We start from the raw sequence: 15937 nt of genomic DNA, 5'->3' as shown, positions 1-15937 counted from the left end.
CCCGCGCCTTTTTGAACACTAAACACAAGCGTGCCCAATGCCGGTAACGCTGTGAGGATCCAGCATGATTGATGTGGTGGTGGTATCGCGCACAACCGAAGCACAAGACATTTGCAGTTATGAGTTGGCCCGTGTCGATAACAGCGCCCTGCCCCCGTTCAGCGCCGGGGCGCATATTGATGTTCATCTGCCCAGCGGCTTGATCCGCCAGTACTCGCTGTGCAATCACCCGGACGAACGCCATCGCTACCTGATTGGTGTACTTAAGGACCCCGCTTCTCGCGGCGGCTCACAAAGCCTGCACGCCCACATCAACACGGGCGATCGCTTGCAGATCAGCGAGCCGCGCAATTTGTTCCCGCTGACGCATGAAGCTCAGCGCAGCCTCTTGTTTGCGGGCGGGATCGGGATTACCCCGATTCTGTGCATGGCCGAGCGTTTGGCCAACATCAACGCAGATTTCGAGCTGCACTATTGCGCCCGCTCCAGCGAGCGCGCTGCGTTTGTTGAGCGAATCCGACAGTCAGCGTTTGCGGACCGAGTGTTTTTGCATTTCGACGAACAACCCGAAACCGCCATGAATGCCGCTCAAGTACTGGCCAACCCGCAAGCCGGCATGCATCTCTACGTGTGCGGTCCGGGCGGTTTTATGCAGCACGTGCTGGACAGCGCCCGCACCCAAGGCTGGGCCGAAGACACACTGCACCGCGAGTACTTTGCCGCTGCGCCGGTCGACAGCAGCAATGACGGGAGTTTTTCGGTCAAGGTGGCCAGCACCGGTCAAATCATTGAGATACCGGCTGATAAAACGGTGGTTCAGGTTCTGGAAGGTCACGGCATCGACATCCCCATGTCATGCGAACAAGGGGTGTGCGGCACGTGCCTGACCAACGTATTGGAAGGCGTGCCAGACCACCGCGACATGTTCCTCACCGAAGAAGAGCAAGCCTGCAACAACCAGTTCACGCCGTGCTGTTCGCGCTCAAAGTCCGCCTTGCTGGTACTGGATATTTAACCGGTGTGTCAGCCCGGGCGGTGAATCACTTTCATCCGCTCACAGGCCACCGCCGAGCTGAAAATCTCGGCATAGCGTAAGGTGGCATTCGCGTGCTCGCGCATCATGGCTTCAGCGCGAGCACCCTGGCCACTGACCAAGGCATCGAACACCGAGTGATGCTGCATGTGCGCGTAATTGAAACGGCGATACTCGCGCACCATGTCTTTGCGATCCACCGCCAACGCCGTGACCGATGCAAACGGCAAATGATCGTTGCGCGCCAGCGCATCGGCAATCGCCGGGTTGTGGCTGCCTTCGATAATCGCCTGATGAAAGCGCATATTGAGGTCGTGATAAACCTCAAGATCGTCCTCGGTGACAAAGCCTTTATCGAATAACTCATCCCCTTGCAGCAGGCACAACTCAAGGGTTGCTCGGCCTTCTGCCGACAGCCCGCGCTCAGCGGTCAGGCGTGCCGCAAGGCCTTCGAGCACACCGCGCACCTCTACCGCACCGGCAATATCATTGGCACTGACCGAACGCACCTGAAACCCGCGCCCCCCAAAACGCACCAACAAGCCTTCCTGCTCCAGCGTGCGGAACGCCATGCGCACCGGCATTCGCGACACACCGAACAACTCAGCGGTAGGGATTTCCATCAGACGCTCGCCTGCGGCCAACTCGCCCGAGGCAATCATTTTGCGCAGTGCAATCAGCACCAATTGGCCGGGTTTGCTCATCCAAGCGACTTCCAGAAAACAGGGGGCAAACATAGTAACGCAAGCGCCTGTAGGAGCGAGCTTGCTCGCCATCTTTTGATCTTAAAAGACAGCAAGACAAACCCGTCCCACAGGAGGCAACGTCATTACATCGACAGTGGGTAGCTGATCACCACGCGAGTCTGATCAAAGTCGCTGTTAAAACTGCGACGGTTGGTGGCGTTGTTGACCCGCAGGCTGAGGTTTTTGAAGCTGCCGCTCTGGATGGTGTAGCCGACCTCGGTGTCGCGCTCCCATTCCTTGCCATTAGTGCCCTGCTTGGTCGTGGCGTTGTCGCCGTGGCCATAACGGACCATCGCCAACAGCCCCGGCACACCCAATGCCGCGAAGTTGTAGTCATAACGCACTTGCCAAGAGCGCTCGTCCGCATTGCTGAAGTTGCCGTTGAACATATCGTTGCCCAGGGTCCGACCGCTGCTGCCAAACACCGACATCCAGCCGGTATCGCCACTCACCCGTTGCAGCCCGAGGTACACGGTGTGACCGCCCGTGGCGGCCGAGAACAGACCATAAGCCGTGCGACTGCTGACGTTGCCGATACGGGCACTGCCGTCGTCTTTGTCGATGAAATACCCCAGGTTGGCGCCCAAGACCCAATCACCCACCGGCTGTTTGTGCAGCACATTGAAGTAGCTCTGCTGATAGATGTCCTTCAACTGCGAATGCCAGACCCCGACCAGCGTCCGCTGCTCATTGAAACGGTATTCAGCACCGCCATAGTTGAAGCGGTCAGTCATCACACCTGGCGCAGCCCATGCGGAGAGGTCTTGCATGTTTGAAGAATTACGCAAGCTTACGGAGCGTTATTGACCCGCCTGCACACCCAGACCGTCTATCTCTTTGGACACCAACATAGCTCCACGAAACGTCTGCGGCAGCAGGCGACCATCGTCGTAACGCAGCACCGGAACATCCGGCATCAACTCACCGACTTTGATTTCAGTGGCCGAGAAACGCGCCTTGGCCGCCACGCCCGCACGGCTGAAGTTATCGGCTGCACGCCCATCAGCATGCACCGGAAGCAATTCCGAGCCGCTGGCCGGGCGGCTGCTGTCGAGTTTGACCCCGAGCATGGCGATCGCGTCTACGCCAAAACCCACGACGCCTGGGGTGTACCCGGAATTGAACTTGAGAATGAAGCCCTGCGCCCACTCATTTACGTTGCTTTTAGGAGCACCCGGATCACGGAAATCACGATTGAAATAGTAGTTGCGCAGCAGCAAGTCAGTGGTTGAGTCTTCAAAAAAACCTTGATCCTGAGCCATTACCGGCGCACACAAGGTCAAGGACAGCAAGCCAATAGTGTTCTTCATTATTATTGTTCTCCATTTTTTAGGCGCAGCCGCTCCCCGCAGCTGAAAAAGCCCGCCCGACGATGTGTAGGTGTAGGTGTAGGTGTGCTGTGAAACCTGCCCGGCCAGGCCGGGCAGTGGTCGACGACCTGAATCAGGCCGGAGTAGGTACCGGTTGCGGCGATGCGCTACCCGGTTTAAGCAGCAACAAGCAGCCCGCAGCAATCACGAAGACGATGGCGAACACCCCGTACAAGTGCAGCGGTTGCCAGCCAGCATCAAGCAGAAAACCGGCCACGATTGGCGACAGGATGGCGCCAATTCGGCCAATACCGATGCCCCAACCCACGCCGGTGGTGCGAACCGAAGCGTCATACACAATCGGCGACAGGGCATACAGCCCAGCCACGCAACCGTTGGAAAACATCCCGATCAACAGGCCCAGGCCGAGTGCAGCCATCACCGAAGAGGCCGAGCCGACAAACAGCACCAGCAAGCCTGCTGTCACCAGCATGAACAGCGACAGTACGCGGGTCAGCGGCCAGCGCGAAGCCAGACCACCGACCAACGCCGCACCGAAGATCCCGCCTACGCTCAACAGCACGCCACCAGTGATGCCCTGTTGCGCGGAAAGACCGGCAGACACCAGCAATTTGGGTGTCCAGCTCATCACAAAGTAGAAACCGAACATCACCAGGAAGAACAGCAGCCAGATCAACAGCGTAGTTCGGCGCAGTGCCGGGGTCAGCAACTTGGTAAACCCTTTGCCCTCACCCGCTACGCTCGCCACCACAGGCGGCATGGCACTCAAGGTTTGTTGCCCCATGCGTTGGGCCAAGCGATTGATGCGCTGCAAGGCCGTTGCCGGACGACGAGCCAGCAAAAAGTCCAGCGATTCAGGCAGCCACAACAGCACCAGCGGGATCACCGCGAAGGTCACAATACCGCCAAACAGAAAGACCGAACGCCAGCCCCAATGTGACAACAACCACACCGCAAGCAAGCCGCCTAAGGTCGCGCCCAGGGCATAGCCAGTGGATTGCAAACTCACCGCCAGCCCGCGCCAGCGCTTGCTGGCGTATTCACTGGCAATCACGTTGCTGCTGGCCAGAATACCGCCAATACCCAAGCCCGTTACCCCGCGCAACAGCGCCAACTGTATCGGAGACTGACTCAACGACGAAAGCACCATCCCGATGCCGGACACCACCAAGCAAAACAGAATCAGCGGCCGACGACCAATGCGATCCGCCCAGGGTGCGATAAACAGAGAACCGGCCGCCATGCCGAACAACCCGGCGCTCAGCAACATACCGATTTGCGCACCACTCAACGCCCACTCAGCCGACACCGAAGCGGCCGTGAACGCCATGACCAGCACATCAAAGCCATCAATCATGTTCAGCACGATGCAAATTCCAATGGCAAGCCATTGGAAAGAACTCATCGGGCCGTTATCGAGGGTAGTTTTCAGATCGATAGCCATGCGTGGGCCTCCTGCTCGGACATCACCGAAGCGAAAAAAAAGCACAGCACTGCATAACACATAGACACAACGTAGGCAGACCCCAGGCGGGTGGGTGCCCTTGAGAAGGCGTTCATAACGAGACCCTTTTTGTAGTTTTTATTGGCAACGGTCAGGCACGAGACGGCTGCCATCACCATGCCGCTAGTCAAACCGTTAATGGATCCACAGGCAAGATGAGGGACAAGCAGAAGCGGGTTCAGGCAGCTGAGAAAGGCCCAAAAAACGGAGGGATTAATAAAATAAATGTAAATATATCAATGAGTTAAACAAGTAAGACTTCATAAATATTACTGTGCGATTATCGATCAACTTCATCTGAACGGCAGAAGCGAGCTTGCTCGCGATCTATTAAACGAGCAAAAGATCGCAAGCAAGCTCGCTCCCACACGACAAAAGACCTCCATTGGATCCATTAATTGATAAACGCCAGGCTCGCTTTTGCGGCTTGAATGGCGGCGATCCGGTAGTCCACTTGCAACAGCTCATACGCAAAAAAATACTCCGCTGTTTCCAGCTTGTTCGCCCGCAGCGGGTCACTTTCGGGTAATTGCCGAGAAACCCTGGCAGTGCGCGCCCAAGCAAACGCCAGCAATGCCAGACCACACAGACGCAGAAAGTCCCCAGCGACCCGATAGGGATACTCAGGGTCTTCAAGTGCTTGTTCCCGGACCACGCAGCACACGGTGTGAAGCTTGTCGCAAAGCGTCTCCAACGACTCGCCAAAAGCACCGCCGTCGGCCCTGGCTTCTTCGCGTACCACGGCCAATAACTCGCCGAAAGCTCGCCCTTCATCGCCCAGCACTTTACGCAGCAACAGGTCATTGGCCTGTATCTCGTTAGTGCCCTCGTAGATCATCGCAATACGGCTGTCGCGCAAGGTTTGTTCGATGGCGAATTCAGTCACATAGCCGTAGCCACCAAACACTTGCAACGCGCTGCTGGACAGGCGAAACCCTTGCTCGGTAAAGAATGCCTTGATCACCGGCGTCAGCAGCTCTGCCAGACGCAAGGCTCGCGGGTCATCCGCTTGATCGAGCAAGTGTGCCGCCCAATAACCCACTGCACGCATGCCTTCGGTATAGGCCCGAAGCTCCAGCAACACGCGGCGCATGGCCGGATGAAAGTGAATCGGGTCCGCGGCGTCTGCGGCCACCCCAACCGGACGTGCCGGCGCACGCATTTGCCTGCGCTCCCGAGCATAGCTGTAAGCGTTCTGCCAGGCGGCCTCGGCATGCCCCAACCCTTGCAAACCCACGTGTAAACGTGCCGAATTCATCATCACAAACATGGCCGCCAACCCACGATTGGGCTCGCCCAACAACCAGCCTGTCGCGTTATCAAACACCAGCGAGCACGTAGCGCTGCCCTTGATACCCATTTTGTGTTCGATACCGTCACAGCGCACGCCGTTGGCCAAGCTGTCCGGCAATCGCTTAGGTACCAGAAACAATGAAACCCCACGACTGCCAGCAGGTGCATCGGGCAAACGCGCCAGCACCAAGTGCAGGATATTTTCGGTCAGGTCATGTTCGCCACCGGAGATAAACAGCTTGCTGCCATTAAGGCGATAACTGCCATCGGCCTGCGGCTCGGCACGACTACGCAACAGGCCGACATCACTGCCCGCCTGAGGCTCGGTCAGGCACATGGTCGGCAATGCCTGGCCGCTGACAATCTGCGGCAAATAGTGGTCCTTGATCCACTGCGGCGCATGATGTTTAAGACACAAGTAGGCGCCGTGGGCGATACCGGTGTACATCGCCCAGCCATGGTTGCTGGCATAGAGCATTTCTTGCAGCGCGGCATCGAGCAGTTGCGGCAATCCTTGCCCGCCGAATGTTTCAGCGCAGGCCAGCGCGGGCCAACCGCCTTCAACATAAGCCCGGTAAGCCTCGGAAAAACCTGCCGGAGTGGTCACTTCGCCCGCCTCAAACCGACACCCCTGACGATCACCGCTGGCATTGATCGGAGCCAGCACCTGCGCACTGAAGCGCCCCGCTTCTTCCAGCACCTGCAACGCCAGCGGCAAGTCCAGCCCTTGGAATGCGTCGGTACGGGCCCAGGTCGATGGAGCCTCAAGCCAGTGCTCGAAGATAAATTGCATGTCACGCAGCGGCGCTTGGTATTGCCACATAAAAAAGCCTCAATTCGTCGAAAAATGCGGATTCTCGATCAGCACCGCCATGCCTTGCCCGCCACCGACACAGGCCGCTGCGATCCCATAACGCAGGTTGTCTTCGCGCAGTTGCCGCGCCAAGGTCATCACCAGCCGCAAGCCCGTCGCCGCCAGCGGGTGGCCCAGCGCAATCGAGCCGCCCCGGGAGTTGAGTCTGTGTGTGTCCAGTTCCAGTGCCCGCGCCACAGCCAGCACTTGCGCACCTTGGGCTTCGTTGATTTCAAACCGGCCAATATCGCTTAGCGTCAGGCCACTGCGTTGCAGCAACAACTGGATCGCCGGAACCGGGCCGATACCCATTACCTCTGGCGCTACGCCGACCACAGCGCTGGCCAACAGATGCGCCAGCGCAGGCCGCCGACGCGACGAAATACGGGCAACCAGAGCGGCCGCAGCACCATCGACCACAGCACAGCTGTTACCCGCCGTCTGCACACCCTGCGTATGAATCGGCGCCAGCCGTGCCAGAGCCACGGCATCGGTGCTGCGAGGGTGACTGTCACGGCTAACGGATTCACAACGGCGCGGCAGGCTAATACCCCGCGGCTGATAGCCCTCCAACTCAAACTGCTCAGTGCGCAGCGTGACGATTTCCTCCTCAAACCAGCCACTGCCCTGTGCACTCAAGGCCCGTTGATGGCTTTCGAGAGCAAAGCCATCCACCGCTTCACGGCTCAGGCCATAACGTTTGGCCAGGATTTCAGCGGTGGCGATCATGTCCAGTCCCGGGGCCGGGTCGTAAAGCGCTTCCCAAAGGAAGTCCTTGAACTCCACCGCAGCCCCCAGCCGAAAACCACCGCGATGGGTGTACGCGGCAATCGGATTACGCGACATGGATTCAGCACCCACGCACAACGCCAATTCCACGCCCTCGCTCAGTTGCCGTGCGGCCTGATGCAGCAGTTCAAAACCGGTGGCGCAGATTCGCTGCACCGCCAGAGCTGGCACCTGCAGAGGTACGCCGCTGTACAAACCAATATGCCGAGGCAGCATGTAGGCATCGAAACTGGACTGGGCCATGGAGCCGGCCAGCACCGAGTCCACGTCTTGGGCATCTAGCCCGGCCCGCATCAACACTTCGCGACCGACCTTGATCCCCAGATCAATCGGCGACACATGCGCCAGCTCGCCCCCCAAATCTACCCATGGGGTGCGGACCGCCTCGACAATAGCGGCATCACTGAATGCGCAATATTGCCCAGCCGGTTTCATGACGCGGCACCGGCACGCAAAATCGACGGCTCCTGCCCGCGATACAGCGCCTCCACCTGTGCCGCCCGCCATTGCAATACCGCGCGCTGATTGATCGAGCCTTTATCCGTGACTTCACCGCGATCAATCGAGGCGGGCTCATCCTGCAACGCGATCCATTCAAGGCGGCTGGCATTACCGCTGGCCTGACGATTGAGGCGTTGCAGCCAGTGCGTGAACCAACTGCGAACCGGCTCGCTGGCCAGCACTTGCGCGTCACTCGAGGTGGCAGGCAAGCCCGAAAGCTGTCGACATTCATACAACCTCGGAAACACCAGCGCCCCTAGGCATTCGCGATCAGGAGCGGCCACGACTAAGTCTTGCACATAGGGTGAGCCTTCCAGCACCGCACGGTTACGCAACGGCCCAACACTGACAAACACCCCGGAGGACAACTTGAAGTCTTCGGCCAGACGGCCATCAAACATCAATCCCCATTGCGGATTGCACGGGTCAGCCAATTTGAGCGCATCGCCGGAACGATAGAAACCTTCATCATCGAACGCTTCAGCGCTTTGCTCGGGCGCGCGCCAGTAACCCGGCATGATGTGTGGGCCGCGAAAACGCCCTTCTAGCTTGCCGTCCACTGGTACCAGACGCACCTCGCACCCCGGCGCGGGCAAACCGATGTACCCGGCCATCGACAGCGGCCCAGTGGTGAACGTGCAAGAAGGCGAGGCTTCCGTCATGCCCAGCCCAGCCATCATGCGGATGCGCTCGCCACAGTGCTGCTCGGCAACCCGGTCCAGCCGGTCCCAAATGCTTTGCGAAAGACCCGCCGCAGCGAAGAAAAATAACGACATGCGGGCAAAAAACCGATCGCGCAAGTCAGCTTCGTTTTCCAGCGCCGTCACCAGCTCTTCCCACCCCTTGGGCACGGTCAGGTAAGCCGTGGGCGACACTTCTTTCAAATTGCGCAGCGTCTCGGCAAAGCCCTGCGCCGTAGGCTTGCCGCCGTCCAGGTACAAGGTGCCGCCGTTGTAGAGCACAATGCCAACGTTATGGCTGCCGCCAAATGTGTGGTTCCACGGCAGCCAGTCCACCAGTACCGGCGGCTCTTCGCCGAACACCGGAAACGTCTGCAAGAGCATTTGCTGGTTGGCGCACAGCATGCGCTGGGTGGTGACGACCGCTTTGGGCAATTTGGTAGAGCCCGACGTGAACAGAAACTTGGTAATGCTATCGGGTCCGGTGGCCTTGAACGCCACTTCAGCTTCTGCGCCGCCGGGTTGCAGCAACAGACTGGCAAAGCTCACCTGCTCGCGCCCAGGCACTTCGCCGCGCACCGTTATCAGCGGCGTGCTGCTTGGCAATACGGCCTCAATGGCCCGCTGAAAGGGTGCAGCGTCGCTGACAAAAATCAACCCCGGCTGCAACAGTTCGCAAACGTGCCGCAATTTGGCAAAGTCCTGCGACAACAACGAATAGGCCGGAGACACAGGGCAATAGGGAATGCCCGCGTACATCGCGCCCAAGGCAATCTGCAAATGCTCAATGTCATTGCCCGACAGGATCGCCAAGGGCCGGTCTGCCGAAAGACCGTACGCCAGCAGGCTCTGGGCGATGGCCCGAACGTCGTCGAGCATCTGCGCATAGCTGACCCGACGCCAGTCGCCGCCATTTTCACGGGCAGCAATAAACGTGTGGTCCGGGCGCTCATGTGCCCAATGCACCAAACGGTCGAGCAAGCGTTCGGGCCTCTCCTGCAACGGCTCCAATGAGCGCATGTGCAATATGCCCGACGTTTCGCTGACTTCAACCTGAGGCTGGCCGATAGATACCTGGCGATAACGCGGCTGGGTCGGCGATTTGAATTCGAAACTCACGTCGTGTTCCTCCTGCAAGGCATGCCCTTCCCGGCCGACACTCAAGCGGCACGGGGCTAGCATGGCAACCTGTGGCTGCATCCTTATTATTGTTATGCCTTGAATCGCTGCACTCAGATCGGGTAGTGACGCGGCCCATTCTGCAAGGTGACCCAGCGCAATTGAGTGAAATGCTCAATCGCCGCCTTACCCCCAAAACTGCCGTAGCCACTGTTTTTGACCCCACCAAAGGGCATTTGCGCCTCGTCGTGCACGGTCGGCCCATTGATGTGACAAATGCCCGATTCGACCCGCTGCGCCAGTGCCAGGGCACGACTGGTGTCACGGCTAAAAATCGCCGATGACAGGCCGAACTCTGAATCGTTGGCCAGACGCAGTAACGCCTCATCGCCGGTGTCGCGCAACACCACGGCCACCGGGCCGAAGGATTCTTCGCGGTACAAACGCATGTCTGCCGTGACGTGATCGAGCAAGGTTGGCTGCATGATGCTGCCTTCAACTTGCCCACCAGCAACCAACCGCGCGCCCTTGCTCACGGCATCGTCAATCAGGGCTTTGATGCGCTGCCCGGCGTTGCTGTCCACCAACGAACCCAGCACAGAATCGGCAGAACCGGGGTTGCCCGCTGGCAAGGTCGCGATCTTGCGCGCCAACTTGTCGACAAACACATCGGCTACGTGGTTATCGACAATCAGGCGCTCGGTGGACATGCAAATCTGCCCCTGATTGAAATAAGCACCGAACGCCGCCGCTTCGACTGCGGCGTCTAGGTCGGCGTCGTCGAGCACCAGAAACGGCGCTTTGCCGCCCAGTTCGAGGAGTGCTGGTTTGAGGTGACGCGCCGACAGTTCGGCGACGATGCGCCCCACATGGGTCGAGCCAGTGAAATTGACCCGGCGCACGGCAGGGTTGGCAATCAGCCGCTCGACAATCGCCGGGGCATCGGCCGGGGCGTTGCTGATGACGTTAACCACGCCATCGCCCAAGCCCGCATCTTGCAACACCTGACCGATCAGCCGATGAACCGCCGGGCTCAATTCCGACGCTTTAAGCACCACGGTGTTGCCACACGCCAGCGGCATGGCTATCGCCCGGGTGGCTAGAATGACCGGTGCGTTCCACGGCGCAATGCCCAACACCACGCCACAGGGTTGGCGCAGAGCCATAGCAAAGCTGCCAGGCACATCCGAAGGAATCACTTCACCGCTAATCTGCGTGGTCATCGACGCGGCTTCGCGCAGCATCCCGGACGCCAGTTTGACGTTGAAGCCATACCAATTAGCCATGGCCCCGGTTTCACCGGCGGCGGCAATGAATTCGGCGCTGCGGGCCTGCAACAGATCGGCGGCTGCCAATAACCGCGTGCGCCGTTCATTGGGCGCCAGCGCGGCCCACACAGGGAACGCCGCTTGAGCCGCCGCCACCGCGGCATCGGCATCTTGCAGAGTGGCGGCGGCAACGCGCGACACGACTTCGCCGGTCACCGGGTTGCGGCGCTCGAACGTTCGACCGTCACGGGCCGGACACGACAGACCGCCGATCAACAGGGGCACGTCCAACATGGTGATTCCTCTTTATTGTCTTTATCGGGAATGCTGATTGCTGCTGTTGCGCATCATCGTGTAGGAGCGAGCTTGTTCCGCGATATTTTGATCCTTTAAAAAGATCGCTCCCACAGCAGAGTTAACGCTTATACGCCTGCAAGCCGGGCTTGATGCTCTTGTCATCCAAAAACTGCTTCATGCCCTGCTCACGCCCGCCTTCGGTGTCCAGCAAGCGAGACTGATCGAGTTTGGCGTACAGGTAATCTTCGTTCTGTTCCCAGGTCAGTTCGCGGCAGCGCTTGAAACCATGCTTGGCGGCGCGCAGCACCACCGGGTTTTTCTCCAACAGATTACGCGCCAACTCCACGGTCACTTCACGCAATTGCGCCAATGGCACGCTTTCGTTAACCAGGCCCATCTCGGCCGCTTTCTGCCCGCCAAACGTCTTGCCGGTCATGATGTAGTACAGCGACTGGCGATGCCCCACGGTGTCGGCCATGGCTTTGCTCACCAGATTGCCCGGCGGAATGCCCCAGTTGATTTCCGACAGGCCAAAGGTCGCTTCATCGGCGCAGATCGCCAAGTCGCAGGCCACCAGCGGACTGAAACCACCCCCGAAGCACCAGCCATTGACCATCGCGATCGTTGGTTTGGCGTACATGCGCAGCAACTTCCATTGCCATTGAGAGGCTTCGCGGCGAATTTTCTCTTGAAGAATTTCCGGCCCCGCGTCCACTTCGCGGAAGTATTCTTTCAAATCCATGCCCGCTGTCCAGGCCTCACCGGCACCGGTCAATACCAGCACACCAGCGTCAGCGTCCTGTTCCAAGGTTTCCAGAACGTCGATCATTTCGCGGTTCAGGGTGGGGCTCATGGCATTGCGTTTTTCCGGACGATTCAAAATCACCCAAGCGATGCTGTCTTCGATTTCGACTTTGACGGTGGTCCAGCGGCCTTCGTATTTGCTCATAGCGATTGCTCTCTTGTTGTTCGCTTGAAGATGACTAAAAACTAACGCTCAAATATAGTTATGTCAATTAACTATTAATCTAATTAACCAAGTTTCTAAACCCCAGCCGCACGTGAAATAACGCAACGGTAGCTATCAACTCGCAACCTCGGCAAAATAGATAGGTCTCTTAACTTCATTCGCACAAGGATTTCTCTGCCCATGGCCAAGCCCGCAACGCTTCCCGACACTCAAGAGGCCCTGCCAGCTGGCACTGACGTGCAAGTGCCGCTAGACGCAGCGCTCGACGACCTGATCGGCTATGCCATGCGTCGCGCTCAGCTCAAGCTGTTCCAAAACCTGATAAACCAACTGTCAGTCCACGACCTGCGACCCGCACAGTTTTCAGCCATGGCGATCATTGATCAGAATCCCGGCCTGATGCAGGCCGACCTAGCGCGCGCACTGTCGATTGAGCCGCCGCAAGTGGTGCCCTTGCTGAACAAGCTGGAAAGCCGCGCTTTGGCGGTACGGGTTCGGTGCAAACCCGACAAGCGCTCGTACGGGATTTTTTTGAGCAAGACCGGCGAAACGCTGCTCAAAGAGCTCAAGAAAATCGCTGCACAGAGCGATATCGACGCCACCTCTGCGCTCGACCCTGCCGAGCGCGAAGAGCTGTTGAGGTTGCTGAAGAAGGTGTATCAGGATTAACCGCCGTCGCGATCTTTTGACACTTTTTAAAAGATCGCGAGCAAGCGGGTTGAGTTACCAAATCGGCAAGGTGTACATCGCGATGAAGCGGGTCTGGTTTTCGTCGCGAAAAGCCGCCCCGGTCGGGAAGTTGTTGCGATAAATCGACTTTCTCGCCAAGAGCCCAAGATTCTTCAGTGGCCCGCTCTGGATCACATACCCCAACTCCATCTGGAATTCGCGCTCCTTACGATCATTGGCATTCAACGACGCCAGTTCAATATTGTCGCCGCGCACATAGCGCAGGCGGCTTTTTAAACCGACCAGCCCAACCGCCGTGAAATCGTAGTCATAGATCGCTTGCCAGGTGCGCTCCTTGGCGTTCAGGAAGTCCGAACTCATGGTCAGTTCGCTCATGCCCATCAACTCAGTGCCCGAGATATACGGCGTGGCCGTATCACCACTGGCATGCATATAGCCCACGCCAAAGCCGTGCCCGCCCAACCGATACCCCAACAACCCAGAAACGTTGATGTTGTCGACCTTACCTGCCTTGGCGCTGCCCGCCTCGCCACTGAAAAAGCTGCGCAGGTCCGTGGTCAGCACGCCGTCGCCCACCGGCAATTTGTGCAGCACAGCGAAGGTGCTCTGCTTGTACAGATCGGCCACTTCAACGTGATAGGCGCGCAGGCTCAAGTCCTTATTGACCTGGTAATCGCCCCCGGCATAAGCCAGGTGCGAGGTCGTGGCCGAGCCTTTGAAGCGCCCGTTGGGCGAAGCAATCGTCATCGGCTGATAGTCAGTCGAATCACGCTTGTTGATGCGGTCGAGATAGCCCGTGTTGAAGGTCAGGTCCTGAATTTCCTTGGAACTGACAATGGTTCCTTGAAAACTCTGCGGGAGCAGGCGCGAGGGACTGGCAAAGGCAAACGGCAGAAAAATCGACACGTCGCCAGTTTTGATTGTGGTTTCACTGAAGCGCAATTTGCCGGTGAAGGCCAAACGTGAATATTCGTCGGCCGCCTGTTTGTCCTTATTGACCGGCAACAGTTCGGTACCGCTGCGGTCAGGTGACGAGTCCAGCTTAACCCCCAGCAAGCCGCGCACATCCAAGCCGAAACCAACGGTACCTTCGGTAAAACCCGACTCCACGTTGGCGATAAAGCCTTGCGCCCATTCTCGGGCAGCGGTTTTGGCGCCGCCATCCTTGTAATCACGGTCCATGTAGTAGTTGCGCAGGGTCAAGGTGCCATGGCTGTCTTCTATAAATCCTTGAGCCATGAGCCCGCTGGAAAACAGGCTCAGCGCCATGCACGAGAGAGGAATTAACGGGGAAGTGCCTTGGTTGAGCTTAAGCATAGTGATTGTCCATTTATTGTTGTTTTTGGCACGAACAGATCGCTCTCATGGCGATTCTCCTGGCAGAGAATGGAAACAACCCACGGCAACGTCAATCACTAATGACCGATAATCGAACATTAACTTTATTATCTATTTTCAAAAATTATCAACATAGCCTGTCTACACTGCTGTTCTATAAGGCTTAAAGCTGATTTAGAGGCTTTTAAGATCAAAGATTCTTTTTTTAGTTATCTTTGTTAATCTTTATTTTGATCGCAGAAAGCCCTCCCCCTACAAAAACAAGAATGAGGTTCACCCATGAACACTCCACAGCAGCGTTCGACGCTGACAATCGCTTTGTGCTTTATCGTTGCACTGATCGAAGGTTTCGATCTGCAAGCCGCCGGAACGGCTGCTGCAGGCTTGCGTCAAACCTTTGCCCTGGACCCGAAAATGATGGGCTGGGTGTTCAGCGTCGGGATCATTGGCCTGCTACCCGGAGCGTTTTTCGGCGGTTGGATTGCCGACCGTATCGGCCGCAAAAAGATCTTGATCGGCGCGGTCACCCTGTTCGGGGTTTTCTCACTGTTGACAGCCTACGTCGACACCTATTCGCACTTGCTGCTCGTGCGTTTCATGACCGGCCTGGGCCTGGGCGCCGCCCTCCCGAACCTGATTGCACTGTGTGCTGAGGCAGTGGATGAGCGTCGTCGCGGCACGGCTATCAGCGTCATGTACTGCGGCGTACCGCTGGGCGGCGCACTGGCTGCGGTGGTCGCAATGTTCTCCCATGACCATTGGCAAACCACCTTTATCATCGGCGGTCTGGCCCCGCTGCTGGCGGTTCCGCTGATGATCATGCTGCTGCCCGAATCCAACGTGTTCCGTCAAAGCGCCGTGCATGCCACTCGTGTATCAACCGCCAAGGCGCTGTTTGGCGAAGGCCGCGCCACCTCTACTACCGGGTTATGGCTGAGTTACTTCTTCACCCTGACCGTGATGTACATGTTGCTGAACTGGCTGCCGTCACTGTTGCTTGAACAGGGCTTCACCAAGCCGCAGGCAGGCATGGTGCAGATGCTATTCAACATCGGTGGCGCGCTGGGTTCCTTGCTGGGCGGCTTCCTGCTGGACCGCTGCAACCCGATCAAAGTGGTATTGAGCGTATATGCCGGACTACTGGCGGCATTGGCCGGGGTCGGCTTTTCGGTCGGGATTGTGCCCATGGCAACCGCGGCCTTTGCGGCGGGCCTGTTTGTGATGGCCGCGCAGCTGGTGCTGTACGCGCTGGCACCGCCGCTGTATCCCACCACCGTGCGTGCAACAGGCGTGGGCGCAGCTGTGGCGATTGGCCGTTTGGGTTCAGTCGCTGGGCCTTTGGCCGCCGGGCAGATTCTGGCCGCCGGTGCAGGCACAGCCGGCGTCCTGCTGGCCACATCGCCGGGGTTGGTGATTGCGGCGCTGGCGGTGATTACCGTGATCTCGCGCTCAGCCCAGGGCACTGGCTTGAAAACAGCTGCGGCGCGTTAATCCTCCCTGCGTAATAACGAACGTGCTCGTGATC

Annotated in this window: 11 protein-coding genes and 1 pseudogene; 3 read left to right on the top strand and 9 right to left on the bottom strand. The window is 58.2% G+C overall.

The genetic code is table 11. The features are described 5' to 3' along the window. Window positions 1-64 precede the first annotated feature (64 nt). Window positions 65-1015, top strand: coding sequence for a PDR/VanB family oxidoreductase (locus B347_RS0103395; RefSeq protein ID WP_019408307.1), 951 nt, complete (start codon window positions 65-67; stop codon window positions 1013-1015). A gap of 8 nt (window positions 1016-1023) precedes the next feature. Here B347_RS0103395 and B347_RS0103390 read toward each other — a convergent pair whose 3' ends face one another. The 8 genes and pseudogenes from B347_RS0103390 to B347_RS0103350 form a co-directional block, all read right to left on the bottom strand. After that, complete coding sequence (locus B347_RS0103390) at window positions 1024-1737, bottom strand: GntR family transcriptional regulator (protein WP_019408306.1); 714 nt, start codon at window positions 1735-1737, stop codon at window positions 1024-1026. A 125-nt stretch (window positions 1738-1862) separates the two neighbouring features. Then, a pseudogene (locus B347_RS25400) lies at window positions 1863-3089 on the bottom strand (OprD family porin). A 133-nt stretch (window positions 3090-3222) separates the two neighbouring features. Further along, entirely contained in the window at window positions 3223-4554 is a 1332-nt protein-coding gene (locus tag B347_RS0103380; RefSeq protein WP_019408303.1) for an MFS transporter, read from the bottom strand. Between the two features lie 454 nt (window positions 4555-5008). Further along, a complete protein-coding gene (locus tag B347_RS0103370) occupies window positions 5009-6730 on the bottom strand; it encodes an acyl-CoA dehydrogenase family protein (RefSeq protein WP_019408301.1) in 1722 nt (573 codons plus the stop codon). Window positions 6731-6739: 9 nt separating this feature from the next. Next, window positions 6740-7984, bottom strand: coding sequence for a thiolase family protein (locus tag B347_RS0103365; RefSeq protein ID WP_019408300.1), 1245 nt, complete (start codon window positions 7982-7984; stop codon window positions 6740-6742). Further along, a complete protein-coding gene (locus tag B347_RS0103360; protein ID WP_026013966.1) occupies window positions 7981-9849 on the bottom strand; it encodes a feruloyl-CoA synthase in 1869 nt (622 codons plus the stop codon). The genes B347_RS0103365 and B347_RS0103360 overlap by 4 nt, the downstream gene beginning before the upstream one ends. Window positions 9850-9962: 113 nt before the next feature. After that, window positions 9963-11411: an aldehyde dehydrogenase gene (locus B347_RS0103355; protein WP_019408298.1), complete on the bottom strand. Its 1449-nt coding sequence runs from the start codon at window positions 11409-11411 to the stop codon at window positions 9963-9965. Between the two features lie 121 nt (window positions 11412-11532). Then, complete coding sequence (locus B347_RS0103350; RefSeq protein WP_019408297.1) at window positions 11533-12363, bottom strand: p-hydroxycinnamoyl CoA hydratase/lyase; 831 nt, start codon at window positions 12361-12363, stop codon at window positions 11533-11535. Between the two features lie 201 nt (window positions 12364-12564). Here B347_RS0103350 and B347_RS0103345 point away from each other — a divergent pair, with 201 nt between their 5' ends. Next, window positions 12565-13053 carry a MarR family winged helix-turn-helix transcriptional regulator gene (locus B347_RS0103345; protein ID WP_019408296.1) on the top strand — a complete coding sequence of 163 codons (489 nt, stop codon included), beginning with the start codon at window positions 12565-12567 and terminating at the stop codon, window positions 13051-13053. A gap of 54 nt (window positions 13054-13107) precedes the next feature. On the opposite strand, the gene B347_RS0103340 is transcribed toward B347_RS0103345, so the two are convergent. Beyond that, window positions 13108-14343 carry an OprD family outer membrane porin gene (locus tag B347_RS0103340; RefSeq protein ID WP_019408295.1) on the bottom strand — a complete coding sequence of 412 codons (1236 nt, stop codon included), beginning with the start codon at window positions 14341-14343 and terminating at the stop codon, window positions 13108-13110. 348 nt (window positions 14344-14691) lie between these two features. Here B347_RS0103340 and mhpT point away from each other — a divergent pair, with 348 nt between their 5' ends. Beyond that, window positions 14692-15903 carry a 3-(3-hydroxy-phenyl)propionate transporter MhpT gene (mhpT, locus tag B347_RS0103335; protein WP_019408294.1) on the top strand — a complete coding sequence of 404 codons (1212 nt, stop codon included), beginning with the start codon at window positions 14692-14694 and terminating at the stop codon, window positions 15901-15903. Window positions 15904-15937: the final 34 nt, after the last annotated feature.

Source organism: Pseudomonas psychrophila HA-4 (assembly GCF_000282975.1).
In the GTDB taxonomy this organism is placed as follows: Bacteria; Pseudomonadota; Gammaproteobacteria; order Pseudomonadales; family Pseudomonadaceae; genus Aquipseudomonas; species Aquipseudomonas psychrophila_A.
Note: the sequence above shows the minus strand (reverse complement) of the source record. Positions and strands in the feature narration are given on the sequence as shown.